Here is a 22,829-nt window from a genome sequence, read left to right as displayed (position 1 = left end):
GACCGAGGTCTCCCGCTGTCCGTACCCGCACCTACCACTGCGCTGTTCCGCCGTCGACGCTGATCAGCGTGCCGGTGATACCCGCCCCCGCCTCGCTCGCGAGCAGCGAGGCGACCGCCGCGATCTGCTCCACCGTGGTGATCTTCTTGGTGGCGGCGTGCTCGGCGAAGCGGCCCAGCCAGTCCTCGTAGGAGATGCCCTCGGCCTCCGCGGCGGCGGGACCCGCGGCCCGCATGAGGTCGGTGTCGACGGCGCCGGGGCAGATGGCGTTGCAGGTGATGCCCTGGGTGCCGTACTCGAAGGCGGTCGCCTTGGTCAGACCGTGGATCGCGTGCTTGTTGGTGATGTAGTGGCTGATCGCGGGCTTGTTGGCCTGCTTGCCCTCCACCGAGGAGATGTTGATGATGCGGCCCCAGCCGCCCTCCAGCATCTTCGGCAGGGCCCGGCGGGTGCCGTAGAAGTAGCCGTTGACGTTCAGGTTGAGGGCGTTGTGCCAGGCCTCGTCGCTGAGCTGGTGGATCGGGGCGAAGCCGGAGCTGCCGCCGACGTTGTTGACCCAGATGTCGAGCCTGCCGAAGCGCTCGGCGGCGAAGTCGGCGAGGCCCTCGATGTCCTCCTGGCTGTTGGCGTCGCAGGGGTGGAAGACGGCCCGGTCCCCGGCGTCCATCTCCTCCAGGGCCTGCTTGCCCTTGACCTCGCTGCGGCCGCTGACGACGACCGTGGCGCCGTCGGCCAGGAAGGCCTCGGCGATGGCGCGGCCGATGCTGCGCGTGCTGCCCGTGATCACCGCGACACGTCCGTCGAGGCTGCCCGTAGCCACCATGGTGTTCTCCCGCGAGTCTTGTTGGTTGCTCACCTGGCGGCTCTGGGGGCTGCTGCGTCCAGGTGCTGATGGATGGTGCGGTGGAAGTGCTGGAGTCCGGGCTCGTTGCGCCCGAAGACGAAGTCGGTCCCGTCGAGGGCCTTCAGGCCCTGCTGGACTCCGTAGGTGGTCGCGTAGTCCTCGTCGCGGACCACCTCGTGGAACCACGCGCCGAACCGGTCGGCGGCCTGGCGCTCCTCCTCGGTGACCGCCGGGTCCCGCAGCAGGATGATCTGCTGGGTCACCGACTCGGTCGCCGTCCGGGGGAGCACCAGGGAGACGGCGATCTTCTGGCGCCAGCCGCCCGCGATCGCCAGGCCCGGGAAGAGCCAGTAGATGGGCCCGACACAGTCCCCGGGGTCACGCCGGTCCGGCGGCAGCTCGACGGCCTGCGCGATGGGGCGCAGGGCCGGTGCGATGCGCTGGTGGGGGCCCCAGGTGTCGTGGGCCATCATGTTCGAGAGGTTGGTCTCGAACACCGTCTTCGGGTGCAGTGAGGCGAAGTGGTACGTCTCCAGGTACCCGTCGAGGGTGACCTTCCAGTTGGGACTGGTCAGCTCGCTGGTGGCGTAGTGGTGGCACTCCGCCAGCCGGAGACCCTCCAGCAGGGGCTGGAGGTCGCCCAGCCAGGCGTCCAGGTCGGGCTCGGCCGCGGGGTCCAGCGAGACGAAGACGATTCCCGCGCGCTCCCCGGCCGGGAGCCGGACGAGGCTGCGGCCCTCACGCGGCACCTCGCCGAAGGTCTTCTCCGCGTACACGCCCCGCAGCTCTCCGGCCAGGTCGTACGACCAGGAGTGGTACGGGCAGGTGAGGCGCTTCGACACCCCGCAGCCGGGTTCGAGGAGCTTGGCTCCCCGGTGCCGGCAGGCGTTGATCATCGCGTGCACGGTGCCCTGACGGTCACGGGTGATCAGCACGGGGATGCCGAGCACGTCGATCGCCTTGTAGGTGTTCGGCCCGGGAAGCTCGCTGGACATGGCGAGCGGCAGGGGCACACTGCGGTGGACGGCGTCCGTCTCACGTTGCCAGCGGTCGGCGTCGAGGTAGTTGGCGACGGGTTCCGTCCACTGGCCGTCCGCCTCGTGCGTGGTGTTGTCGCGGTAGTGCGTCATCACACGCTCGACGAGTTCGGCGGCCTCCCGCCGCATCGTCAGGGATGCGGCGTCGGTGGACCGGTCCTGGCTGATCCACGACGAGTAGTCGGGGGCCGAAGGGGCCGAGATCGACGACCTGGGCTCGGCGTCTGCTCCCCGAATCTCCGGCGAACTGGTTTGGACCACGATGTCCTCACATCCTCCCAGCCGCGAGCCGGTGACCGGCTTCGGAACGCGACAGCTGGGCTGTGTCCGAAACGACAACAGCACTTAGTGTGGTCTGTCAATAGAAAGTGGCGAAGTTGCCGCCCGGCGTCCAGTGAGGATGGGCGTGATGGTCATGACCCTGCCGATCGAGGTGGACGCCTGCCGACCACCCCGTCTCAGGCCATAGTAATTAGAGACCCTGTTCAGTAAGGTGCCACTTCTGGTTACTGTAGACCAGCACAAGTAAGTCCGATTGCTTGGCAACCTCCCTCGGACGAAGGGGCGGACGGTGGCTCAACGAGTGTCAACGGCGTCGAAGAAACCCACGCAGGTCAGCGCACAGGTCATCAAGGAGCTGCACGAGCGCATGGTGCGCATCCGGCTCTTCGAGACCGAGGCGGGAAAGCTCATGGAGGCCGGCAAACTGCCCGGCTTCCTGCACCTCTATGTCGGCCAGGAAGCCGTCGCCGCCGGTGTGATGGCGGCCCTGCGCGACGACGACCAGATCACCTCCACCCACCGTGGCCACGGGCACGCCGTGGCCAAGGGCGTCGGCTTCCGCGCGATGTACGCCGAGTTGTACGGCCGGGTCACCGGCGCCTGCCTCGGCCGCGGCGGGAGCATGCACATCAACGACCTCACCCGCGGCATGCTCGGCGCCAACGGCATCGTCGGAGCCGGCGTCCCGATCGCCGTGGGCGCGGCCTTCGCCGCCCGGTACAAGGGCGAGGACAACGTCGCCGTGACCTTCTTCGGCGACGGCGCCACCAACATCGGCGCCTGGCACGAGGGCGCCAACATGGCCGCGATCCTCGGCCTGCCCGTGGTCTTCGTCTGCGAGAACAACGGCTACGCGGAGTTCACCCCGCAGTCCGCGCACATGCTGCTCACCGATGTCGCCGACCGCGCCGCCGCCTACGGCATGCCCAGCGTGATCGTCGACGGCATGGACGCGGTCGCCGTCCACCGGGCCGCCGCCGAAGCCGTCGAACGGGCCCGGTCCGGCGCGGGCCCGATGATGATCGAGGCCAAGACCTACCGCTTCTTCGACCACCAGGGAGTCAAGGGCCTGCGTCACCCCTACCGCTCCGACGAGGAGGTCGCGGAGTGGAAGGCCCGCGACCCCATCGACCTGCTGGAGGCCCGGGCCGTAGCCGACGGCACCGCGACCCGTGCGGAGCTGGACGACGTATGGCAGCGCACGCGCGACGAGATCGCCGAGGCCATCGCGTACGCCGAGGCGAGCCCGCTGCCCGACCCCGCCGACCTGCTGCTCAACGTCTACTCGGGATGACCGCCATGACCACCACCACCGAGGCACCGGCCGTCACCCCGGTCGCCGCCCCCCGCAAGCTGTCCTACGTCAAGGCCTTCAACGAGGGACTCGCGCAGGCCATGCGCGAGGACGAGAACGTCTTCGTCGCCGGCGAGGACGTCGCCGGATACGGCGGCGTCTTCCGCATGTTCGACAACCTGCTCGACGAGTTCGGCCCCCGCCGCATGATCGACACCCCGATCTCCGAAGCCGCCCTGGTCGGCCTCGGCGTGGGAGCCGCCGCCCGGGGCCTGCGGCCCGTCGTCGACCTGATGTTCATGGACTTCATCGGCGTCTGCCTCGACCAGATCGTCAACCAGGCGGCGAAGATGAAGTACATGTTCGGCGGCGCGCTGTCCGTGCCGCTCACCATCACCACCGCCTCCGGCGCGGGCCTCGGCGCCGCGGCGCAGCACAGCCAGAGCCTGGAGGCCTGGCTGGCCCACGTGCCCGGCCTCAAGGTGGTCATGCCCAGCGACGCGTACACCGCGAAGGGCCTGACCGTCTCCGCCATCCGGGACGACAACCCCGTCGTCATCATGCTCAACAAGGCCCTGCTCGGCAGCGCCGACGAGGTGCCCGAGGAGATCTACGGCATCCCGCTGGGCCAGGCGCACACCGCACGGCACGGCTCCGACGTCACGGTGATCGCCCTGGGACGCATGGTGGGGGAGGCCCTCGCGGCGGCAGACGAACTGGCGGCCGGGGGCGTGGAGATCGAGGTGATCGACCCCCGCAGCGTGCAGCCGCTCGACACCGAGACGATGTTCGCCTCCGTCCGCCGCACCAACCGCGTGCTCGTGGTGCACGAGGCCGTCACCTTCGGCGGGCTCGGCGCGGAGATAGCGGCCCAGATCCAGGACTCCGCCTTCGACTACCTGGACGCGCCGGTCCTGCGCATCGGCGCCCCCTTCTCCCCGGTTCCCTTCTCCCCGGTCCTGGAGAAGGCGTACGTGCCCGATCGCGCCCGCATCGCCCAGGGCTGCCGGCGTCTCCTCGAAAGGTCGTGACCGACATGGCGGTCGAGGTTCTGCTGCCGAAGATCGGTCTGACCATGCAGGAAGGCACGATCGACGAATGGCTCGTGCCGGTCGGCGCGGCCGTCGCGGAGGGCGACGCGCTGCTGAGGCTGGCGACCGACAAGGTCGACGTGGACGTCGAGGCGGAGGCCGGGGGACTGTTCCACCCGGTGGTCCCGGCGGGCGTCACCGTCCCCACCGGGGCCCTCATCGGCTGGCTGCTGGCCGAGGGCGAGCAGCCACCGGACCCCGCGGGTACGCCGATGCCCGCCGGGTCCGGGGCCGGTGCGGGTGCTTCTCTGCCCGCGCTCAACGGCACCGACGCCGGGGCAGCTCCCGCGGTGCCCTCCCTCGACGGTACCGATGCCGACGCTGCTCCCGCGGTGCCCTCCCGCAACGGCACCGCCGACCGGCTCCTGTCCTCGCCCAACGCCCGGCGGGTCGCCACCGCTGCCGACGTCGAGCTCACCGCCGTACGCGGCACGGGACCCGGCGGCCGGATCGTCTCCGAGGACGTGGAGGAGTTCCTCGCGGCCCTCCCCGGCGACCTCGGCACGCCGGTCCCACCGGATGGCACCTCCTCCTCGCCGCTGGTCCGCAAGCTGGCCAAGGAACGGGGCATCGACCTGTCCGGGGTGAACGGCACCGGTCCGGGCGGCCGGATCCGCCGCTCCGACCTCGACGCGGTCACCGCGGCCCCTCCCCAGAACGTGGCCCCTGCCCACCGGGACACGGCCCCTCGGCCCGGCGACGTCCTCCCGCTCACCGGGATGCGCGGCACCATCGCCCGCAGGATGCACGCCAGCCTCCAGGAGATGGCACAGCTGACGCACGGCTACGAGGTGCGGATGGACGCCGTGGTGTCCCTGCGGGACCGGCTCAAGGAGGAGTGGGCCGACAGCGACCTGCCGGTGCCCAGCGTCAACGACTTCCTGATGAAGGCCGCGGCCCTGGCCCTGCGCGAGCACCCGCTGCTCAACGCGACGGTGCGGGAGGACGGCGTCCATCTGCTCGACGGCATCCACCTGGGTTTCGCGGTGGCGGTTCCGGGCGGCCTCATGGTCCCCGTCATCGAGGATGCCGTGCAGCTGCCGTTGTCCGAGATGGCCCGCCGGTCCAGGGCCCTGGCCCAGGCCGCGCGCGAGGGGCGGATCTCCCCCGCACAGCTGGAAGGGGCCACCTTCACCGTCACCTCGCTCGGCGGATACGGCGTCGACTTCTTCACCCCGGTGATCAACCCCGGCAATGTCGCGATCCTCGGGGTGGGCAGACTCAGGGACGGCGTCGAGTGGTCGGACGACCGGCCGCTGCGGACGCGGGTGCTCACCCTGAGCCTCACCTTCGACCACCGTGCCGTCGACGGGGCACCCGCCGCCGAATATCTGCGCACCGTCGGTGAGTTGCTGCGCAGACCCCTCCGGCTCCTGGTGTGATCCGCCGGACCGGCCCTCAGATCGCCGGGTCGGCGATCCGCTCCGCGAGAGCGCCGACCTCGCGGACGAACGAGCGGTGCCCCAGCGACCGGTACACGTCGTCGCCCCGGACCTGCGAGATCGCCGCGGTCTCCAGCAGTGCCAGCAGGCTCAGGCCGATCACCGCGGCTTCGGCGTCGGTGACGGACGTGCGGGCCTTGCGGATCAGCCGCACCAACTCGTCCAGCAACTCCGTACGGCTCTCCTGGCGCAGCGTCTCGGCCTCCTGGCTCATGCCGGCCGACGACACGAAGAACACCGTGGCGGCGGAACGGTGTTCGCCCAGCCACGCCAGCAGCGTGGTGACCGCCGCACCGACGTCCGAGCCCGGTTCGTGGGCGTCCGTGAGCGCCTGCAACTGCTCGCGCAGTGCGGTGGCGAACGCCCGCATCCCCTCTGCCAGGACCTGATCCTTGGAGGAGAAGTGGTAGTACACCGCTGCCGAGGTCATCTCCGCGCGAGCGGCGATGTCGGCCACCGTCACCTCGTCCGGCGGCTGGGTGGCGAACAGCTCGGTGGCTGCTTCGATCACCCACTGCTTGCGCGACGGACGGTGAGCGGCGCGGGTTCCGGAGGTCGTCATGATGTCAAGTATGCCGGGCGCCGAGTGTCCCGTAGGCCCACGCGCAGCAGGAATCACTTCGCCGGGCGGTTGGAGTTACTGGATAGCATGGGCAGTACACAGGGCCCACGGACGCGGGGTCACGGCAGCCGGCAGGGAGCATGATGGCCAGCACGAAGAACGGCAAGCAGCCCGCCCACCGACCCTCGCGTCGGCAGCACATCATCACCGCCGCCGTGCGGGTGTTCGGCCGCAACGGGTTCGCGGAGACCAGCATCCAGGACATCGCGGACGAGGCCCAGGTGGTGCCCACGGCCGTCTACTACCACTTCGACGGCAAGGAGGAGCTGCTCGAACTCGCCATGCGTCGCGTGTTCGACCAGCTGAACGCGGTCGTGGAGGCGGCCCGTCCCGAGTCCGAGCCGGGTGACGCGGAGGGACTGATCCGCGTCATCGACGCCGTGTGGGACTGGGTCGAACAGAACCCGGACGAGGCTTGCCTGTACCAGGTCCAGGTCGCCTCCGCCAACGGCAGCGTCAAGGTGCTGCGGGACGAGTTCGAGCAGCGGCACATCCAGCGTGGCTACGACTATCTGCCCGAGGGCACCACCCGCAGCCCCCGGGCGGCGAAGGTGCGGCACGCGTCACAGGCGCTCGCGGTCCGCACGCTGATCAGCACCACCATGCTCGTCACCGCGCTGCGGGCGGAGGGAGGACCGTTGTCCCAGTTGCCCTCACGCTCCGTGCTGGAGGCGGTCAGGGAGCTGGCACTGCGCATCGTCGCCACCGAGCAGCAACCGGCGAAAATGGTGAAAACGTCCAAGTCGGACAAACCGGTCGCATCCCGGACCTGAGGCGGTTCACCAAGGCTGTGGCCTGCGGTCGGCGAACGGCCCACCGGTCGTCTCGTCGCCCTCGGGCAGGGTCGCCAGCCAGACCGGGTGTCCGCCCCCTCCCGCGGACCCCGCGGGGCGGAGGAGCCGCCCATGCCGCTGCGGGTCCAGCCGGGGTCGGCGGCGTTGACCAGGACGCCCGTGCCGGACAGCTCGGCAGCGAGCATGCGGGTCAGGGCGTTGAGCGCCGTCTTGGAGACCCGGTAGGCGGGGCGTCGGCCGGAGTCCATCAGCGCCAGGGAACCGTACGAGCTGGTGACGTTCACGACCCGCCCGTAGCCGGCTTCCACCATGCCCGGGACGACGGCCTGCGCCACCCGCCAGGCGCCGGTGAAATTGGTGTCCAGCGTGGCGTGCAGGACCTCCTCGTCGATGTGTGGGGCCGCAGATCCCCGTCCAGCGACACCCCGGCGTTGTTCACCAGCACGTCGATTCCGCCGGTCAGTTCCCTCGCTTCCCGGACCGCTGCGGTGACGCTCCTCGCGGAGGTCACGTCCAGCGCCGGCGGCACCGCCGCCGGACCGATGGCACGGCACGCCTCCTCGGCGGCCTGCGACTCTCGCGCCCCGACCAGGACCCGCAGCCCCCGGTCCGCGAGCTGTCGGCCGATCTCCAGCCCGATTCCCCGTGCCCCGCCCGTGACGAATGCGGTTCTGCCGTCGTGCCGCATGGCGGCGTCCGCCCCGTTCACACCGTGAGGACCGAGCAGGCGCTGATCCCGGGCGCCCCGTACACATGGGTGAAGCCCACCCGGGGCGCGCCGGGCACCTGCCGACCCGGCGCCCGGCCCTGCAACTGCCGGACGACCTCGTGGAACTGACGCAGCCCGGAGGCTCCGACGGGCTCTCCGCCGGCCAGACAGCCGCCGTCGGTGTTGACCGGTATCCGGCCCTCGGCATCGGTGTCCCCCGCGGCCAGCAAGGCCTCCTGCTCGCCGTGGCGGCACAGCCCGGTCTCCGCCAGGTGGATCAGCTCCGAGCCGCTGTCGGTGTCCTGCAACTGGGCCACCTGTACGTCCGCGGGACGCAGCCCCGCCGTGCGGAAGACCGCCTCCGCGGCGTCCACGCTGGGACTGCGGTGCGGACCCGGGGGGAGCCAGGGCGAGAACACCTCGAACGAACCGAACCGCCGGGTCCGGAAGGCCAGCGACGCGAGCCTGACCGGCCGTTCACACAGGTCGAACGCCCGGTCGCCGAGCGCCAGCACCAGCGCGGCCGCGCCCTGTCCCGGCGAACAGAACATGTACTGGGTGAGCGGGGGACTGACCTCGGCGGAGTCCAGGATCTCCTGCTCCGTCAGCGGCTTGCGCCGCCACGCCAGGGGGTGGTGCGAGCCGTTGCGGAAGGCCCGCGCCGCCACCATCGCCAGCGCCCGCTCCGAGATCCCGTGTTCATACAGATACCGCCGGGTCTTGAGGGCGAAGAACTGGGTGGTGAGCATCATGCCGGTCTCGGCGTACCAGTCGCCCAGGCCGTAGCGGGCCGCGGAGACGTGGAACGCGCCCCGCTCGTGCTTGTCGAACCCCACCGCCAGTCCCAAGGAGGACTCGCCCGCGCGCAACGCGTTGGCCACCGTGAGCACAGTGGAGGCGCCGGTCGCGCAGCCGTTCTGCACGTTGACGAACGGCACTCCGGTCAGACCCAGGCGGCGCACCAGGGTGTCGGGCTTGCCGGACACGTCGGAGCCGCCGGCCGCGTAGCCGATATCCTCCCAGGCGACACCGGCGTCGGCCAGCGCCTCGCGTATCGCACGCTCGGCCATGTCCATTCCGGTGACGCTCTCGTCGCGGCCGAAGGGGTGCATACCGCAGCCCACGACATAGACGTCGTCGGTCCGCCTCATCGTCCGCCGTCCTCATCCGGTGCGAACGCGAAGGTCAGCACCTCGGTCCCGTCCTCGTCCCGGTACGCGGTCACGGTGGTGAGCCGGACCGGCAGACCGATCCGGATCTCCGCGCGGGGCACCGCCAGCCGCGCCTCGACCAGCACCTCACCGAGGTCCACATAGCCCACGTGGTAGGCCCGGTGGCCGCCCGACGGCGGCCGGTACGGCGGCTTCGGCGGGAACGCCTGGAGCGTCCACGACCACACCCGCCCGCTCACCGGCAGCACCCGCGCGGACATCACCCCCTCCGGGCACCTCGGGCAGGAGTCCTGCCGGGGGAAGACGACGGTGCCGCACGCGGAGCAGCGGGCGCCCACGAGACGCGGTGGATCCGCGGCGTCGGAGCCCTCGACGAACTCCCCGTCGAACAGTGACTCGTCGATGAGTCTGGTGGTCATGCCGTCCCGCCTTCCACGTCACCAGCCCAGCAGCCCGGCCAGCCGTTCCCGATGGTGTGCGGTGCCGCCCAGCAGGACCGCGTCCGACTGGGCGCGCCGGAAGAACAGGTGCGCGTCGTGCTCCCAGGTGAAGCCCATCCCGCCGTGGAACTGCACGCACTCGGCGGCGACGGAGACGAACGCCTCGCCGCACCACGCCTGCGCCACCGCCGCCGCTTCGGCCAGCGCCTGCGGTGAGCCGTCCGCCAGGACCGCGCGGACCACGGCCGACCGTGCGGCCTCGACCTGGAGCAGCATGTCGGCGCACGCGTGCTTGACCGCCTGGAAGCCGCCGATCGCCCTGCCGAACTGGGTGCGGTCGCACACATGGGCCACCGTCATGTCCAACGCGGCCTGTGCCCCGCCGAGTTGCTCGGCGGCCAGGGCGATCAGTGCCACGTCCAGGGCGTGGGAGACGACGTCCGTTCCCTCGCCGCCGGCGGTCAGCGCCCTGACCCGGGCCTCGGAGAAGGTGACCACCGCCTGGCCCCGGCTGAGGTCCAGTGTGGGCACCCGGCGCACCGTGACACCGGGCGCGTGCGGGTCGGCCAGGAAGAGGTCCACGCCGTCGGTCCCCGCCGCGGCCACCACCAGCGCCTCGGCGTCGGCGCCGTCGAGTACGAACGGCGCGGTGCCGTCCAGCAGCGGGACACCGCCCTGCCAGGACACGGCCACCGGCACGGCGTCGGGCCGCCACCTCCCGTCGGGCGCGGCCACCGCCAGGGCATGCACGGTGCCCTCCGCCAGCTCGGCCAGCGCCTTGTCGGCCGTATCGCAGCCGGCCAGCACTTGCCCGGCCAGCACGGTGGAGGACAGCAGCGGTACCGGCGCCAGCGTCCTGCCCAGCTCCTCGCAGACGGCGGTGATCCCGGCGAGGCCGCCGATGCCTCCCACCGACTCGGGCAGGCCGAGGGCCGCGAGGCCGACCTGCCGGCCGAGGGCGTCCCACAACTCGGCGTCGATGCCGGGGGCTTCCTCGGGCATCCGGCGGACCGCGGCCGTGCCGCCGGCGTCGGCGCACACCGCCCGCACGGTCTCGCGCAGATCGTCCAGCTCGGTGTCCGACAGAGCCGTGCCCTCGGTCGTGGTGCTCGTCATCGTGCGCTCCCGCCCTCGTCCTGCCGCTGCCGCAGGGCACTGTGCGCGGCGGCCATGCGGGCCACCGGTACACGGTGCGCGGAACAGGAGACGTAGTCGAGGCCGACGTCGTCGCAGAAGGCGATCGACTCCGGCTCCCCGCCGTGCTCACCGCACACGCCGAGCTTGATGCCGGGTCGTACGCTCCGTGCCCGTTCGGCCGCCAGGGCCACGAGCGCGCCCACCCCGTCCGGGTCGAGCCGGGCGAACGGGCTGGCGGTCAGGAACCCGCGCTCCTGGTACGAGGCGAGCACCTGGCGCTCGACGTCGTCCCGGGAGAACCCGTAGGTGAGCTGAGTGAGGTCGTTGGTGCCGAAGGAGAAGAACTCGGCGTGCTCGGCGAGTTCGCCGGCCAGCAGCGCGGCCCGCGGGGTCTCGATCATCGTGCCGAGCCGGTAGGGGACCTCCACCCCGGTGCGGGCGGCGACCGCGTCGGCCGCACCGCGCACGTACGCGGCCGCGGCGGCGAGTTCCTCCGGCATGCTGACGAGCGGGATCATCACCTCCAGCTCCGGCCGCACGCCGGCGGCGGCGACATCGGCCCAGGCCGTGAAGAGTGCCTCCGCCTGCGCCGGGTAGAGCCTCTCGTGCAGCAGGGCCAGCCGCACTCCGCGCAGCCCGAGCATCGGGTTCGCCTCGCGCAGTGCGGCGGCCCGCTGCTCCTCGGCCGGGTCCAGGGCCTGTCCGGGGGCGGGCAGGAACTCGTGCAGCGGGGCGTCCAGCAGGCGCACGGTCACCGGGCGGTTGCCGACGGCGGTCAGCAGCGCGCGGAAGTCCTCGTGCTGGGCGCGCTCCAGCGCCACCAGGGCCTCGTCGCGGGCGGTCGGGTCGGCGGCCAGGAGCACCCGGCGGATCAGCGGCAGCCGCTCGCCGAGGAACTGGTGTTCCGTACGGCACAGGCCGACGCCCTCCGCGCCCAGGGCGAGGGCCGTGTCGACCTCGGCGGCGGTGTCGGCGTTGACCCGCACGCCCAGCCGGCGCATGCCGTCCCCCCACTCCAGCAGGGTGGACAGCTCGGGCGGCGGTCCGGCGACGCTGACGCTCAGCGTCCCCGCGTAGACGGTGCCGGTACGGCCGTCCAGCGAGACGGGGTCGCCCTCGCGCACCACCCGCTCCCCGAAGCGGACCGTCCCGGCGGCCAGGTCCACGCGCAGCCCCTCGGCGCCGCACACCGCGGGCTTGCCGGCGCCCCGCGCCACCACGGCGGCGTGCGAGGCGATGCCTCCGCTGCCGGTCAGCACGGCAGCGGAGGCCAGCATCCCGGGGACGTCCGCCGGGGTCGTCTCAGCGGCCACGAGCACGACCCGCGTACCGTCCGCGGCCAGTTCGAGGGCACGTTCACTGGACAGCACGACCGCTCCGGTCGCCGCCCCCGGGGAAGCGGGCAGCCCCCTCACCAGGAGGTCCTCCCCGCCGGTCAGCCGCAGCTGGGGGTGCAGCAGTTCCTGCACCTGCGCGGGGGTGATCCGTCGTACGGCGTCCGCGCGGCCGAGCGCCCCGTCCCGGGCCAGGTCCGCGGCCAGGCACACCGCCGCCCTGAGCGGTGGGCGGAGTTGCGCCGAGGCGGCGAGCAGGGAGATCTCGTCGTCGCGCACCTCGAAGTCGACCGACACCGGTGCCCGCAGATGACGCTCCAGAGTGAGCAGGGAATGCTCAAGCAGCGCGGTCCCGCCCGCGAGTCGGTCCAGCGGTTCCCCGGTGTGCGGCGGCGGGGCGCTGCGGCGCACTCCCCGGAAGAAGAATCCCTGGGGGGAGAGCCGCCCGGTCTCGGGATCGCGGCTGATCGCCGTGCCGTAGCCCGAGTGGTCCGCCGGGCCGATGCGCAGCGCCTGCACATGCAGGGCGAGGGTCAGATCGGCGGGGAGCCGCTGGGCCCGGCGTGACCTCCGGGCGCGCGGCGAGTCCCACCGGGCGAGGAGGGCGCGGGCGGCCAGCGCGAGCTGCTGCGCGGGGTCGTCCGGGAAGGGCTGGGAGCCGTGCCGCGCCACCAGGGTCAGCAGTGCTTCCACCCGTGCCCGGGGCCCGGGCGTGTCCAGGAGGGCGTCGTCGAGCACCGCACCGGACACATCGAGGGCGTACTCGGCGATCATCCGTACGGTGGCGGCCCACACCTCGTACAAGGCCTCAGCGCGCCCGATGACGGCGCACAGGTCGTCGGCGTTGTCCGAGGTCACGCCGAGACAGGCCAGGTCGGGCGGCAGCCCCGCGATCTCGGTCGGCGCGCTCGCCGACAGCCGCAGCAGCAGCGGCCGGGCCACGTCGCCGATCCGCCGCCCCGAGAGCTGTTCGACCAGACCGACGGCTGCTTCGGCGGTGTCGTCTTCGCCCAGCGACGCGGAGGCTCCCGCGGGCACGGTGAGCCCCGGCACGACCGGCAGCCCGAGGGCCACCAGCCGGTCCATCGCCGCGCCGTGCGCGCCCAGCTCGTCGGCGTCGAGGCCACGGATCCGGCCCTGCCCGTAAGGCACCAGGACCCGGCCTGGGACCTCGGAGGACGCGAGAGGAGCACCGGACTGTGCGAGCGGGCCCGCTTCGCGGTCGGCGACGCTCACCCCCGGCTCCTCGTGACCAGTTCCTCTTCCAGGGCCTCGTCCTCGGCCCGGCTGATCCCCAGCACGAGCAGCAGCTCCTGGTGCAGCCGCATCCACACGGTGTGGTACGAGTCGCACAGCGGCGAGGCCAGCCACGCCGTCGCGCCGTCGTCGAAACGGTCGAGGGCCTCCTCCAGGGCCGGGAGGTACCGGTCGCTGCCCGCGAGGACCCGCTCCAGCCTGCGCAGCACGGGCTGGATGGCCTCGTGCACGTCTTCCAGCGACTCGCGCACCCCGGCGTCGTAGGCGTCGTCGGAGTGGTCGTTCGCGGAGCCGTCGGGGCGGCACTGCCAAGCCGTGCACACGTCGCGGATCTTCCGGTTGACCGGCAGGAACGCCTCGTAGACGGCGGTGATCCGGGCCTCCTGCTCGGAGCCGGCGGGAACCCGCAGGATCCGCGCCGCGGCGGCCTTGGCCCGCTCGGTCGGCAGCACCACCGGACCCTTCACCATCGCCAGCCCGGCATCGACCAGCGGACGGTGCTCGGACTCCGGACGGCCGCGCCACATGCCCCGCAGAACGAGGTCGACAGCGGCTTCGCCGAGAGACTCGTCGGGAGCGTCCGGAAGGCCCACGGCAGCAGATTGCATCGCCACACCTTTTCCCCGGCACTGTGGTGACCGGTTCCTTGGATCTGTGTTGCCCGGAGGTTACGCCTCGGCGAGCCTGTTAGTGAAGAGGGACTCAAGAAACACTTTCGGTTGCGTCGGCCGCGGTCCGGCCGTCACCCGCCTTCGGGCGACCTCGCGCGGCGAGGAACGACGCCATGCGGTCCCGCGCCTCCCGGCCGCCCGCCAGAGCGGTGATCAGCCGCGCCTCTTCGGCGAGGTGGTGGCACAGTTCGTCGCCGGTGCCGGCACGCAGCAGACCCTTCGCGGCACGCAGCGCGTCACCGGCGCCGGCGGCCAGACCGGCCGCGGTCCGGTGTGCCGCGTCGTCCAGTTCCTCGTCCTTCACGCAGTGGGAGACCAGGCCCCATCGTTCGGCGTCGTCGCCGGTCAGGACCCGGTTGGTGAGGATCAGGTCCGCCGCTCTGCGCGGGCCCACCAGGTGCGGCAGGAACCAGGAGGCCCCGCAGTCCGGCGTCAGCCCGATCGCCGTGTACGCCAGCCGGAACCGCGCGGACCGGGCCGCCAGGACGATGTCACCCACCAGCGCCAGGCCGACCCCGCCACCCGCGGCCGCGCCGCGCACGGCGGTCACCAGCGGTACGGGCAGCTCGTACAGAGCCTGTACCGCCGCGTGCGCGGCGCTCGCCACGGCATGGACGTAGGCGCCGGTCCCGGCGCCGCGACCGGCGAAGGCGCGCAGGTCACCGCCCACGCAGAAGTTGCCGCCCGTCGCCCGCAGCAGCACGGCGCCGCCCGGGTCCGCGGCCACCTCGAGCGCGGTCTCCCGCAAGGCCTCGGCCGTCCTCAGATCCAGGGCGTTGCCCCGCCCCGGGTCGTCGAGTCTCAGCTCGACGACCCGGTCGGGGTGGCGGACGATCCGGACCGGCTCGGTGCTCACGGCAAGGCTCATGGGTGTTTCTCCTGTGGTCTTCCCGTCGCCGGGTGCTTCCCGGCAAGATACTGAAGAGGCTATACAGTTTCTAGAATGCGACGGGAGCCGATGCCCGTACGCCCGTCGGCGGGAGGTCCCGTGCCCATCCAGTTCGATGCAGACCCGACTGTCACTCAACTCGCCGCCAAGACGGCCGAGTTCGTGCGCGAGGTGGTCGTTCCGGCCGAGCGTGAGTGCGGCGGCTCCGTGCACGACGCCCCCGAGGCCCTGCGGGAGACCCTGCAAAAGGCCGCCCGTGACGCGGGGGTCTTCGCTCCGCACGTGCCGGCGCGCTGGGGCGGACACGGGCTCGACCTGCGCGGGCAGGCGGTGGTGTTCGAGGCGGCGGGCTACTCCCTGCTCGGACCGCTGGCGCTGAACTGCGCCGCCCCGGACGAGGGCAACATGCACCTGCTGGAGAAGGTGGCCACCGAAGAGCAGAAGCAGAGGTATCTGCGTCCGCTCGCCGCGGGGGAGTCACGGTCCTGTTTCGCCATGACCGAACCGGCACCCGGTGCGGGTGCCGATCCCCGCTCCCTGCGGACCACCGCGACCCGGGTCCCCGGCGGCTGGCGCATCGACGGGCGCAAGTGGTTCATCACCGGTGCCGAGGGCGCCGGCTTCGCCATCGTCATGGCCCGCACCTCCGGCAGTCCCGGCGACCCGGGCGGCGCCACCATGTTCCTCGTCGAGGCCGGCAATCCCGGCATGCGCCTCGTCCGGACCATCGAGACCCTCGACGAGTCGCTCTTCGCCGGGCACAGCGAGCTCGCCTTCGAGGAGTGCGTGGTGGGGGAGGAGCAGGTGCTCGGAGCGGTGGACCACGGCTTCCAGGGCGCCCAGGTCAGGCTCGGTCCCGCCCGGATGACCCACTGCATGCGCTGGCTGGGAGCCGCCCGCCGCGCCCAGGACGTTGCCTTGGAGCGGGCGGGGAGCCGGAGGGCGTTCGGCTCGGCTCTGGGAGACCTCGGCATGGTCCAGCAGATGCTGGCCGACTCCGAGATCGACATCGAGGCGAGCCGCGCCCTGATCCTGCGCACCGCCTGGGAACTGGACACCGGCTCCGCCGCCGCCTCGCAGCTCACCTCGGTGTCCAAGACCTTCGTGGCGGAGGCGGTGAACCGAGTGGTCGACCGCGCGGTGCAGATCTGCGGAGCGCTCGGCATCTCGGCCGCCGACGCCCCGCTGGCCCGCCTGTTCAGGGAGGTGCGGCCGTTCCGCATCTACGACGGCCCGTCGGAGACGCATCGTTTCGCCATAGCGCGCCGCGCGCTGCGGCCCTACCGGCAGCCCCGTACGGATGTCGCCGACGGCTGATGGACGACGTCGCACCCATGTGCAACCAACCATGGCATGTGAACGCCCACTGCCGTGCTCTGATACGCCACGAAAGGTCGCAGAGGGGGTCGGGCATGGAGTAGGGCAGTATCGAGTGCGAGGTCCACGTCGACGCACCACCGGAGGTGCTCCTCGCGTCCGGAGCCGGAACGGCCACCTCGCTCAGCCCGGGCCTGCCCCTCACGGGGCAGGCCGTGTCCGAACACCTCGCCGTCCTCGACCGGGTCGGGCTGGTTCGTGCCGAACCGGCCGGTCACGAGCGGCGGTACCGGGTCACGAGGTACACCGGCACCTCCACCTGCTCGTACCTCGCGTCGGCCGCCGCCAGCAGCGAAGTACTGCCGAACGTCCTCGCTGAAGAGCGCCGCGAGCTCTGCTCCCTGAGGCAGGGATCCGGTCCAGCGGAGCCGGCCCGCACCCGCCCGCGGGGAAGCCGGACCGAACCCTCCCCGCCCCTGTGACGTAGTCACCCCATGCACCCGCCTGTTGCATCACCACCGCATCGGGTCCACGCAACGAAACGGATCGCACCCATTCCTGTCGTCCTGGTCCACGGCGTTCCCGAGACCCCTGAGGTCTGGGACGAACTGCGTCCCCTGCTCGGCCGCGACAGCATCGCCCTGTCCCTGCCCGGCTTCGGCACCCCGCTGCCCAAAGGCACCACGGCCACCAGGAGTTCTACCTCCGCTGGCTGACCGATGCCCTGAAAGAGGTGGACGGGCCCATCGACCTCGTCGGCCACGACTGGGGCGCACTGCTGAGTGCACGCATCGCCACCACGGGAGCCGTACCGCTGCGCAGCTGGGTGAAGGACGTGGCCTGCATCTACCACCCCTCCTACGTCTGGCACGACCTCGCCCAGACCTGGCAGACCCCAGAGGCGGGCGAGGCGTTCATGGCCCATGCCCTGTCGGTGCCGGCGGAGCACCCTCGGAACACCGCCACAGCGATGCGCGGGTGGGGCGTTCCCAAAGCGCACGCACGGGCCATGAACGCACGGCTCGACCGCACGATGTGCGACGCGATCCTCGCGCTCTACCGCTCGTCCACCCCCAACGTCTTCGCCGACTGGGGGCCGACGACCGCCACCCCCCCCCACAGCCCCGGCCTGGTGCTCACCCCCAAGGCCGATCACGTCAAGGACCCCGTCATGTCCCGGGAGACGGCCGAAATCCTCGGCGCGCGCCACGTCGAGATGCCCCAGGGCACTGGTGGATGCTCCAGGACCCCGAGTACAGCGCCCGGGAACTGACCACGTTCTGGGACTCGCTCGGCTGACGGAGCATCGCCGCTCCTGAGTGAACCGGGGTGAAGGTGAAGGCCTGGCGGCATGGCCCGATCCGAAGCGCACTGGCAGCAGGAAAGGTCGTCACCTGACGCACAACCCGCGGGACCCGATGGCGTCTTTCCCGGGCCTCGCGCGCGGGGCACGGCCTCCCTCCTTTCTCGGGTCAGCGCGTCAGCAGTTCCCGGAACGCCTCCACGATGTCCGCCGGGGCTTCCTCGGCCATGAAGTGGCCGGAAGGAATCCGTGAGGTGCTTCAGGTCGCCGGCCCAGGCGCCCCACAGCGCGGCGGCCTCGTAGCCGAGCGCGGCGCCCCAGTCCTGCTGGAGCACGGTCAGGGGCATGGAGAGCCGGCGGCCCGCGGCGCGGTCGGCGCGGTCGTGCTCCACGTCGATGCCCGCGGAGGCCCGGTAGTCCGCGACGATCGACGGGACGGCGTTGCGGCATGCCGCGAGGTAGGCGTCGCGTATGTCGGCCGGAATGGCCTCGGGGCGGTTGGCCCACACATCGAGGAAGTAGCCGAAGAACTCGTCGGCACTGGCCTGGATCATCTTCTCCGGCAGGCCGGGCGGCTGTGTCATGAGGTACAGGTGGAAGCCGACGGCGGCGGTGACGCCGTGCAGCGCCTCCCACATGTCGAGGGTGGGCAGCACGTCCAGGCAGGCCAGGTGGCTGACGGCCTCCGGGTGGTCCAGGCCGGCCCGGAAGGCCACCAGCGCGCCGCGGTCGTGGCCCGCGAGAGCGAAGCGGTCGTGCCCCAGCTCCTGGGCGAGCGTGACGATGTCCTGGGCCATGGTCCGCTTGGAGTAGGTGTCCGGGCCGTCCTCGGCCGGCTTGTCGCTGTCGCCGTACCCGCGCAGGTCGGGGCAGATGACTGTGTGGTCCCGGGCCAGTTCGGGGGCGACACCCCGCCACATGAGGTGGGTCTGGGGGAAGCCGTGGAGGAGCACCACGGGGGTGCCCGAACCGCCGACGGCGACGTTCAGGGAGATGCCGTCGGTGCCGCGCACGCGCTGGTAGGTGAAGTCGGGAATGGTGGGTGACATAGCAGGACTCGTTCCGTTCGAAGAGGGAGCGGCTCCACTGGGCGGCCGTCCTTGATGTCCCCACCCTCGTCGCGATGGATGAGCATCCGATGAGCACCCGGTACGTTGGACTCCGGATCTCGGTGGAGCGGACGACGAACATGCACGTGGAACTGGGTGTGCTGGGGGCGGTCGCGGCCTGGAACCCCGACGGGCGAGCCATCGGTCTCAAAGGCCCGATGCACCGGGCGGTCCTGGCGCGGCTCGTCGTCGCCCGCCGTCGCGTCGTGCCGGTCACCCGCCTGGTCGAGGACCTCTGGGACGAGCCGCCGACCGAAGCCCTCGGCACGCTGCGCACCTTCGTGGCCGCGCTGCGCCGTGCCCTGGAACCCGACCGCCTGCCCCGCGCCCGGCCCCGGCTGCTGGTCACCGAGGGCTCGGGCTACGCCCTGAAGGCCGCGGACGAGCACGTGGACGCCTGGCGTTTCGAGCACGCCGTCCACTCAGCCGCCGACCTGCCGCCGACCGAGGCCGTACGCCGGCTCACACAGGCGCTGAGCTGGTGGCGCGGTCCCGCGTACGCCGATGTGGCGGACGCGTCCTGGGTACGCTCCGAACGCAACCGGCTGACCGATCTGGAATGCCGGGCCGTCGAAAGCCGGGCCGAGGCCCGGCTGGCCCTGGGCGGTGCGGCCGAGGCCGTTCCCGAGCTGGACACCTACGTCAGCGAACACCCCTGGCGCGAGAACGGCTGGCATCTCCTCGCCCTGGCCCTGTACCGGTCGGGGCGTCAGACCGACGCGCTGTCCGTCGTGCGGCGAGCCCGCAGCACACTGAGCGACCGGATGGGGCTCGAGCCCGGGCCGAGACTGCGCCGTCTGGAGACTGACCTCCTGCGGCAGGCGGATCATCTCGACCCGGGCCCAGGAGGGCCGGCCGCCCAGGTCTGGGCGCAGCGTTGGTCGATCCGCAAACTCGCCGCCTACCTGCGGAAAGTACACGGACGCGTCATACGGATCGGCCGGGAAGCGCTACGGTGCCTGCTCCGGCGCCGCGGGATCACCTTCCAGCGCACGAAGACCTGGAAGGAGTCGCCCGATCCCGAACGCGACGCCAAGCTCGACCGCATCGAGCACGTGCTGGAGCACTTCCCGGACCGGGTCTTCGCCTTCGACGAGTTCGGGCCCCTGGGCATCCGCCCACTGCAGGTTCCTGCTGGGCCAAGGCAGGGCAGCCCGACCGCCTTCCGGCGACCTACCGTCGCACCCACGGCGTCACCTACGTCCACGGCTGCTACTCCGTCGGCGACGACCGGCTGTGGGGCGTCAACCGCCGCCGCATGGGCACCGCCAACACCCTGGCCGCGCTGAAGTCGATCCGGGCCGCCCGGCCCGACGGCACTCCGATCTACATCATCCTGGACAACCTCTCCGCCCATACCGGTGCGGACATCCGTCGCTGGGCGAACGCTACGCACCTCCGGTGCCCCGGCCTGTATCCGTCCGTCGGCTGACCCCCGCCGTGGAAGGCGCGCGTCATGGGCGCAGGCCGGTGTGTGCGAGGGCGACCGCGCTGAGGGTGGCGATGACCTCCTGGTCACCCCGGCGCCAGGCGTCGGCGAATCCGCCGGGCGGGATGGGCAGCTCGACGAGGGCGGCCGGCGGGCCGGTGAGGGCGCGCAGGGCGAGCAGGTCGGCGCCGCCCGGCGCGTCGGCAAGACGGCGGACGATCATGCTGCGGCGAATCCAGAGCAGGCGCGGGGGGAGCCACAGAACCAGGATGAGGAGCACGAGGACGACGATGATAGCCGCGGTCGTCACGTCGGCGACCTGAGTGACGGTCTCCTGGAGCGATGCACCGGCGTCGGCAAAGCCGGTACTGGCGTCGGCTGCGGACTGGAGCGGCTTCTTCAGGACGTCGCCGATGAACGGTACGTCCGACGCCGCTTCGCCAGCATTGCCGAGGTCCTCGGCGAGGCCGTCTCCGGAGTTTTCGACCTTCCGCCCCGGCTCAGCCAGCAGCATGATCATGTCGCGGACGAAGAATGCCGCCCACACCGTGAGGGCGATCAGGGTCACGGCGATCAGGTCCACGAGCACCTGGCGGTTCCGGCGTGCGGGAGTCTGCGCGTAGAGGCGCAACGGCGGCCTCCTGTTCTGTTCAGGGCATCGAGGAAACCGGCCGTCCCGCCGGCGACTCGGCCGGCCGGTCGTCGGGGTCAACTCTTCCACCGCGATCTCCGGGCAAACATGCACAACGTGGACCATGGCCGGCCCGGCGCCGCGGTAGTCGCGACGCACCGCGCCCCCGGGGCCGGTGCCGGCCTTGGGGCGGGACTTCCCGGTTCACTTGGAATGAAGGCCCTTCAGCGCCTCTAGTGCCAGCGTCAGAGATCCGTCGGCAGAGGGGCGAGGGAGTCGGGGATCTCTTCGGCGGTCTTGGTCCAGATGAACGGCTTGGGGTCCTCGTTCCAGTTCTTGACCCAGCGGCGGATGTCGGCTTCAAGGGTCTGGAGGTTCTTGTGTGCGCCGTGGCGGATCATCTGGTTTTGGCCAGGAAGCCGAACCACCGAGGTGTCCTTTCCGTTGTCGTCGACGCGGATGGCGAGGGTGTCCGGCCGGTAGTCGATGAGCACTGAGGCAGTGGTGGCGGCGGCGTGCCGGGTGACGTTGGTGAGCGACTCCTGAACGATCCGGTAGGCGGTTCGGCTCACCGCGGCCGGCACGGCGTGCGGATGTCCTTCGATCGTCAGCGTCGTCTCCAGGCCGGTCCCTTGGAGCCGTTTCATCAGGTTGGGGGTGTGGTCGAGTCCGTGCGGCGGGGTGGTGTCATCGTCGCGCAGCGCCTCGAGGGTCGCCCGCAGCTCCCGGCTTGCCTCCCGGCCGGCTTCCTGGATCGCGAGCAGGGTTTCTGGCACCTGCTCGCCGCGGCGCCGGGCCACGTGGACGGCGACCTCGGACTGCACCTTGATGACCGAGATCTGGTGGGTGAGCGAGTCGTACCGCCTGTGCGGTAGCGGACCGCCGCGTGCCGCTGCTGCGGTATGTGGATGCCGCGGCGGCGGCAGCGGGAAGTGCCTGCGTCTGCTGGACGACCGGCAGGAAGGCCGGCGCGCATGCTCTCAACGGACATCGAATTTCGGAAGCGGCGACGAAGAATGAAGGGGGAGATCGGCATGAGCGCTTCAGCAGCACTGATGGCGGCTGTCGAGGGTGGGATCATCGGCGACGGGAGGACGGGGGCCAACCTGGCCCTCGCAGTAGGGGTGCTGGGGCTGGCCATCGGCTGGCTGGCCCTGGCCCGCGTCGGCCGCCGGATCAGCACCGGCAGCGCGCGCGCCGGCGGGGTGGCGGCCATCGCGGTGGGAACGGTCGGCATGCTTCTCGCGGTGCTGCACCTGGCCACTGCCAGCGGTGGTCCCGGCACCGGCAACGGACTCGTCGGTGCCATCGTGGCCGTCCCGCTGGGGCTGGGCGCCGTACTGCTCGGACGCCGGGCTCTGACCCGCTGCCGCCGCGCCGGCCGGCCCGCCGATCGGATGACCGTCTGACCGCCACCCCATCACGACGTGCGTGCGGCCACCCCGCGCCGAACCCCATAGGCGGCGACATCGACTGCCGGCACCGCACCCTCGGAAACCATCGAGGACAGGAGGAGGGCGAAGGCAGGATACCGGGGCAACCATGTATGTACGCGCGACATGAAACATCGACGCATTTCCTGGCGACCATGGGATATGAGTGAGCGTGATGGGGAGTGAACCGCACCGGGTTCGGTAGAGACCTCAGATTGTGGTTTTGACCGGGGGTTTTGTGAGTTCTGTGTAGTAGTTGGTCTCGTAGTCGACGGGTGGGACGTGGCCTATCTCACCGTGGAGTCGTCGGTGGCAGTACCGGTCGATCCATTCGGCGGTGGCCAGCTCAACCTGGGAGAGGGTCTTCCAGGGCAGCCGCGGCTTGATCGACTCGGTCTTGAACAGGCCGATCGTGCTCTCCATCAGGGCGTTGTCGTACGCATCTCCGACAGAGCCGATCGAGGCCGCGATGCCTGCCGCGTCCAGGTGTTCGGCCGGCTTGAAACTCGTGTATTGGGCGAGTTCAACCAGTCGTTGCAACACCGGGCTGTTGCAGCGAGCGTAGCTGCTCTTCGAAGACCTCGGCCGGTGT

The 22,829-nt window shown here is 71.5% G+C and carries 21 protein-coding genes and 5 pseudogenes; 11 read left to right on the top strand and 15 right to left on the bottom strand.

Going from position 1 to position 22,829, the window contains the following annotated elements:
* Positions 1–31 precede the first annotated feature (31 nt).
* Together QNO09_RS27230 and QNO09_RS27225 are read right to left on the bottom strand one after the other, a co-directional pair.
* Positions 32–856: an SDR family NAD(P)-dependent oxidoreductase gene (locus QNO09_RS27230; RefSeq protein ID WP_230528975.1), complete on the bottom strand. Its 825-nt coding sequence runs from the start codon at positions 854–856 to the stop codon at positions 32–34.
* Positions 853–2,142: an aromatic ring-hydroxylating oxygenase subunit alpha gene (locus tag QNO09_RS27225; RefSeq protein ID WP_283972896.1), complete on the bottom strand. Its 1,290-nt coding sequence runs from the start codon at positions 2,140–2,142 to the stop codon at positions 853–855. The genes QNO09_RS27230 and QNO09_RS27225 overlap by 4 nt, the downstream gene beginning before the upstream one ends.
* 310 nt (positions 2,143–2,452) lie before the next feature.
* On the opposite strand from QNO09_RS27225, the gene QNO09_RS27220 reads away from it, so the two are divergent.
* The 3 genes from QNO09_RS27220 to QNO09_RS27210 are packed head-to-tail and all read left to right on the top strand — an operon-like array spanning position 2,453 to position 5,930.
* Positions 2,453–3,457, top strand: coding sequence for a thiamine pyrophosphate-dependent dehydrogenase E1 component subunit alpha (locus QNO09_RS27220; RefSeq protein ID WP_283972895.1), 1,005 nt, complete (start codon positions 2,453–2,455; stop codon positions 3,455–3,457).
* A 5-nt stretch (positions 3,458–3,462) separates the two neighbouring features.
* Positions 3,463–4,488, top strand: coding sequence for an alpha-ketoacid dehydrogenase subunit beta (locus QNO09_RS27215; protein ID WP_283972894.1), 1,026 nt, complete (start codon positions 3,463–3,465; stop codon positions 4,486–4,488).
* A 5-nt stretch (positions 4,489–4,493) separates the two neighbouring features.
* The gene (locus QNO09_RS27210) at positions 4,494–5,930 is read left to right on the top strand and encodes a dihydrolipoamide acetyltransferase family protein (protein ID WP_283972893.1); all 1,437 of its coding nucleotides are present in this window, start codon (positions 4,494–4,496) and stop codon (positions 5,928–5,930) included.
* 16 nt (positions 5,931–5,946) lie between these two features.
* Here QNO09_RS27210 and QNO09_RS27205 read toward each other — a convergent pair whose 3' ends face one another.
* On the bottom strand, positions 5,947–6,552 hold the full coding sequence (locus tag QNO09_RS27205) for a TetR/AcrR family transcriptional regulator (protein ID WP_283972892.1): 606 nt from the start codon (positions 6,550–6,552) through the stop codon (positions 5,947–5,949).
* 143 nt (positions 6,553–6,695) lie between these two features.
* On the opposite strand from QNO09_RS27205, the gene QNO09_RS27200 reads away from it, so the two are divergent.
* Positions 6,696–7,385: a TetR/AcrR family transcriptional regulator gene (locus QNO09_RS27200; RefSeq protein ID WP_283972891.1), complete on the top strand. Its 690-nt coding sequence runs from the start codon at positions 6,696–6,698 to the stop codon at positions 7,383–7,385.
* Positions 7,386–7,567: 182 nt separating this feature from the next.
* Here QNO09_RS27200 and QNO09_RS40065 read toward each other — a convergent pair.
* The 8 genes and pseudogenes from QNO09_RS40065 to QNO09_RS27170 form a co-directional block, all read right to left on the bottom strand.
* Positions 7,568–7,771: pseudogene (locus tag QNO09_RS40065) on the bottom strand (SDR family NAD(P)-dependent oxidoreductase); the annotation flags it as partial.
* Positions 7,687–8,094 carry an SDR family oxidoreductase gene (locus QNO09_RS40060; protein ID WP_502962352.1) on the bottom strand — a complete coding sequence of 136 codons (408 nt, stop codon included), beginning with the start codon at positions 8,092–8,094 and terminating at the stop codon, positions 7,687–7,689. The pseudogene QNO09_RS40065 and the gene QNO09_RS40060, both read right to left, overlap by 85 nt.
* A 17-nt stretch (positions 8,095–8,111) precedes the next feature.
* Positions 8,112–9,266: a thiolase family protein gene (locus QNO09_RS27195; RefSeq protein ID WP_283972890.1), complete on the bottom strand. Its 1,155-nt coding sequence runs from the start codon at positions 9,264–9,266 to the stop codon at positions 8,112–8,114.
* A complete protein-coding gene (locus tag QNO09_RS27190; RefSeq protein ID WP_283972889.1) occupies positions 9,263–9,706 on the bottom strand; it encodes a Zn-ribbon domain-containing OB-fold protein in 444 nt (147 codons plus the stop codon). The genes QNO09_RS27195 and QNO09_RS27190 overlap by 4 nt, the downstream gene beginning before the upstream one ends.
* Before the next feature lie 18 nt (positions 9,707–9,724).
* Positions 9,725–10,843 (bottom strand): acyl-CoA dehydrogenase family protein, encoded by a 1,119-nt coding sequence (locus QNO09_RS27185; protein WP_283972888.1) that lies wholly within the window; start codon positions 10,841–10,843, stop codon positions 9,725–9,727.
* The gene (locus QNO09_RS27180; protein ID WP_283972887.1) at positions 10,840–13,434 is read right to left on the bottom strand and encodes a putative PEP-binding protein; all 2,595 of its coding nucleotides are present in this window, start codon (positions 13,432–13,434) and stop codon (positions 10,840–10,842) included. Before QNO09_RS27180 ends, QNO09_RS27185 begins: the two co-directional genes overlap by 4 nt.
* The gene (locus tag QNO09_RS27175) at positions 13,431–14,063 is read right to left on the bottom strand and encodes a hypothetical protein (RefSeq protein WP_283972886.1); all 633 of its coding nucleotides are present in this window, start codon (positions 14,061–14,063) and stop codon (positions 13,431–13,433) included. Before QNO09_RS27175 ends, QNO09_RS27180 begins: the two co-directional genes overlap by 4 nt.
* 94 nt (positions 14,064–14,157) lie before the next feature.
* Positions 14,158–14,994: an enoyl-CoA hydratase/isomerase family protein gene (locus tag QNO09_RS27170; RefSeq protein WP_283972885.1), complete on the bottom strand. Its 837-nt coding sequence runs from the start codon at positions 14,992–14,994 to the stop codon at positions 14,158–14,160.
* A 120-nt stretch (positions 14,995–15,114) separates the two neighbouring features.
* Between QNO09_RS27170 and QNO09_RS27165 the strand changes: the two genes are divergently transcribed.
* The 4 genes from QNO09_RS27165 (at position 15,115) to QNO09_RS27155 (ending at position 17,605) form a co-directional block, all read left to right on the top strand.
* The gene (locus QNO09_RS27165; protein WP_283972884.1) at positions 15,115–16,332 is read left to right on the top strand and encodes an acyl-CoA dehydrogenase family protein; all 1,218 of its coding nucleotides are present in this window, start codon (positions 15,115–15,117) and stop codon (positions 16,330–16,332) included.
* A gap of 215 nt (positions 16,333–16,547) precedes the next feature.
* Positions 16,548–16,814 (top strand): hypothetical protein, encoded by a 267-nt coding sequence (locus QNO09_RS27160; protein ID WP_283972883.1) that lies wholly within the window; start codon positions 16,548–16,550, stop codon positions 16,812–16,814.
* Positions 16,815–16,826: 12 nt separating this feature from the next.
* On the top strand, positions 16,827–17,048 hold the full coding sequence (locus QNO09_RS40055) for an alpha/beta fold hydrolase (protein ID WP_502962351.1): 222 nt from the start codon (positions 16,827–16,829) through the stop codon (positions 17,046–17,048).
* Between the two features lie 17 nt (positions 17,049–17,065).
* Positions 17,066–17,605 (top strand): hypothetical protein, encoded by a 540-nt coding sequence (locus tag QNO09_RS27155; protein WP_283972882.1) that lies wholly within the window; start codon positions 17,066–17,068, stop codon positions 17,603–17,605.
* A 199-nt stretch (positions 17,606–17,804) separates the two neighbouring features.
* Here QNO09_RS27155 and QNO09_RS27150 read toward each other — a convergent pair.
* Positions 17,805–18,684, bottom strand: a pseudogene (locus tag QNO09_RS27150) (alpha/beta hydrolase).
* 74 nt (positions 18,685–18,758) lie between these two features.
* Here QNO09_RS27150 and QNO09_RS27145 point away from each other — a divergent pair.
* Positions 18,759–19,547, top strand: a pseudogene (locus tag QNO09_RS27145) (AfsR/SARP family transcriptional regulator); the annotation flags it as partial.
* 72 nt (positions 19,548–19,619) lie between these two features.
* Positions 19,620–20,128, top strand: a pseudogene (locus tag QNO09_RS27140) (transposase); the annotation flags it as partial.
* A 70-nt stretch (positions 20,129–20,198) separates the two neighbouring features.
* On the opposite strand, the gene QNO09_RS27135 reads toward QNO09_RS27140, so the two are convergent.
* Both QNO09_RS27135 and QNO09_RS27130 read right to left on the bottom strand, forming a co-directional pair.
* On the bottom strand, positions 20,199–20,804 hold the full coding sequence (locus QNO09_RS27135; protein WP_283972881.1) for a hypothetical protein: 606 nt from the start codon (positions 20,802–20,804) through the stop codon (positions 20,199–20,201).
* A 431-nt stretch (positions 20,805–21,235) separates the two neighbouring features.
* Positions 21,236–21,664, bottom strand: a pseudogene (locus tag QNO09_RS27130) (sensor histidine kinase); the annotation flags it as partial.
* Between the two features lie 174 nt (positions 21,665–21,838).
* Here QNO09_RS27130 and QNO09_RS27125 point away from each other — a divergent pair.
* On the top strand, positions 21,839–22,213 hold the full coding sequence (locus tag QNO09_RS27125; protein ID WP_283972880.1) for a DUF6223 family protein: 375 nt from the start codon (positions 21,839–21,841) through the stop codon (positions 22,211–22,213).
* 234 nt (positions 22,214–22,447) lie between these two features.
* Here the strand turns inward: QNO09_RS27125 and QNO09_RS27120 are convergent.
* Positions 22,448–22,829 (bottom strand): integrase core domain-containing protein (locus tag QNO09_RS27120; RefSeq protein WP_283972879.1); only part of this gene is annotated, 382 nt, incomplete at its 5' end.

This window comes from Streptomyces sp. 378, assembly GCF_030124145.1.
Lineage (GTDB): Bacteria > Actinomycetota > Actinomycetes > Streptomycetales > Streptomycetaceae > Streptomyces.
The sequence above is the reverse complement of the archived record's forward strand: the minus strand, read 5'-3'. Positions and strand labels throughout refer to the sequence as shown.

What these genes read in the sequence shown, in the direction of transcription:
- QNO09_RS27185 (WP_283972888.1), bottom strand. Translation starts at nt 10,843, where the DNA reads ATGACGAGCACCACGACCGAGGGCACGGCTCTGTCGGACACCGAGCTG.
- QNO09_RS27125 (WP_283972880.1), top strand. Translation starts at nt 21,839, where the DNA reads ATGAGCGCTTCAGCAGCACTGATGGCGGCTGTCGAGGGTGGGATCATC.
- QNO09_RS27195 (WP_283972890.1), bottom strand. Translation starts at nt 9,266, where the DNA reads ATGAGGCGGACCGACGACGTCTATGTCGTGGGCTGCGGTATGCACCCC.
- QNO09_RS40055 (WP_502962351.1), top strand. Translation starts at nt 16,827, where the DNA reads ATGCACCCGCCTGTTGCATCACCACCGCATCGGGTCCACGCAACGAAA.
- QNO09_RS27175 (WP_283972886.1), bottom strand. Translation starts at nt 14,063, where the DNA reads ATGCAATCTGCTGCCGTGGGCCTTCCGGACGCTCCCGACGAGTCTCTC.
- QNO09_RS27170 (WP_283972885.1), bottom strand. Translation starts at nt 14,994, where the DNA reads ATGAGCCTTGCCGTGAGCACCGAGCCGGTCCGGATCGTCCGCCACCCC.
- QNO09_RS40060 (WP_502962352.1), bottom strand. Translation starts at nt 8,094, where the DNA reads ATGCGGCACGACGGCAGAACCGCATTCGTCACGGGCGGGGCACGGGGA.
- QNO09_RS27200 (WP_283972891.1), top strand. Translation starts at nt 6,696, where the DNA reads ATGGCCAGCACGAAGAACGGCAAGCAGCCCGCCCACCGACCCTCGCGT.
- QNO09_RS27215 (WP_283972894.1), top strand. Translation starts at nt 3,463, where the DNA reads ATGACCACCACCACCGAGGCACCGGCCGTCACCCCGGTCGCCGCCCCC.
- QNO09_RS27210 (WP_283972893.1), top strand. Translation starts at nt 4,494, where the DNA reads ATGGCGGTCGAGGTTCTGCTGCCGAAGATCGGTCTGACCATGCAGGAA.
- QNO09_RS27205 (WP_283972892.1), bottom strand. Translation starts at nt 6,552, where the DNA reads ATGACGACCTCCGGAACCCGCGCCGCTCACCGTCCGTCGCGCAAGCAG.
- QNO09_RS27190 (WP_283972889.1), bottom strand. Translation starts at nt 9,706, where the DNA reads ATGACCACCAGACTCATCGACGAGTCACTGTTCGACGGGGAGTTCGTC.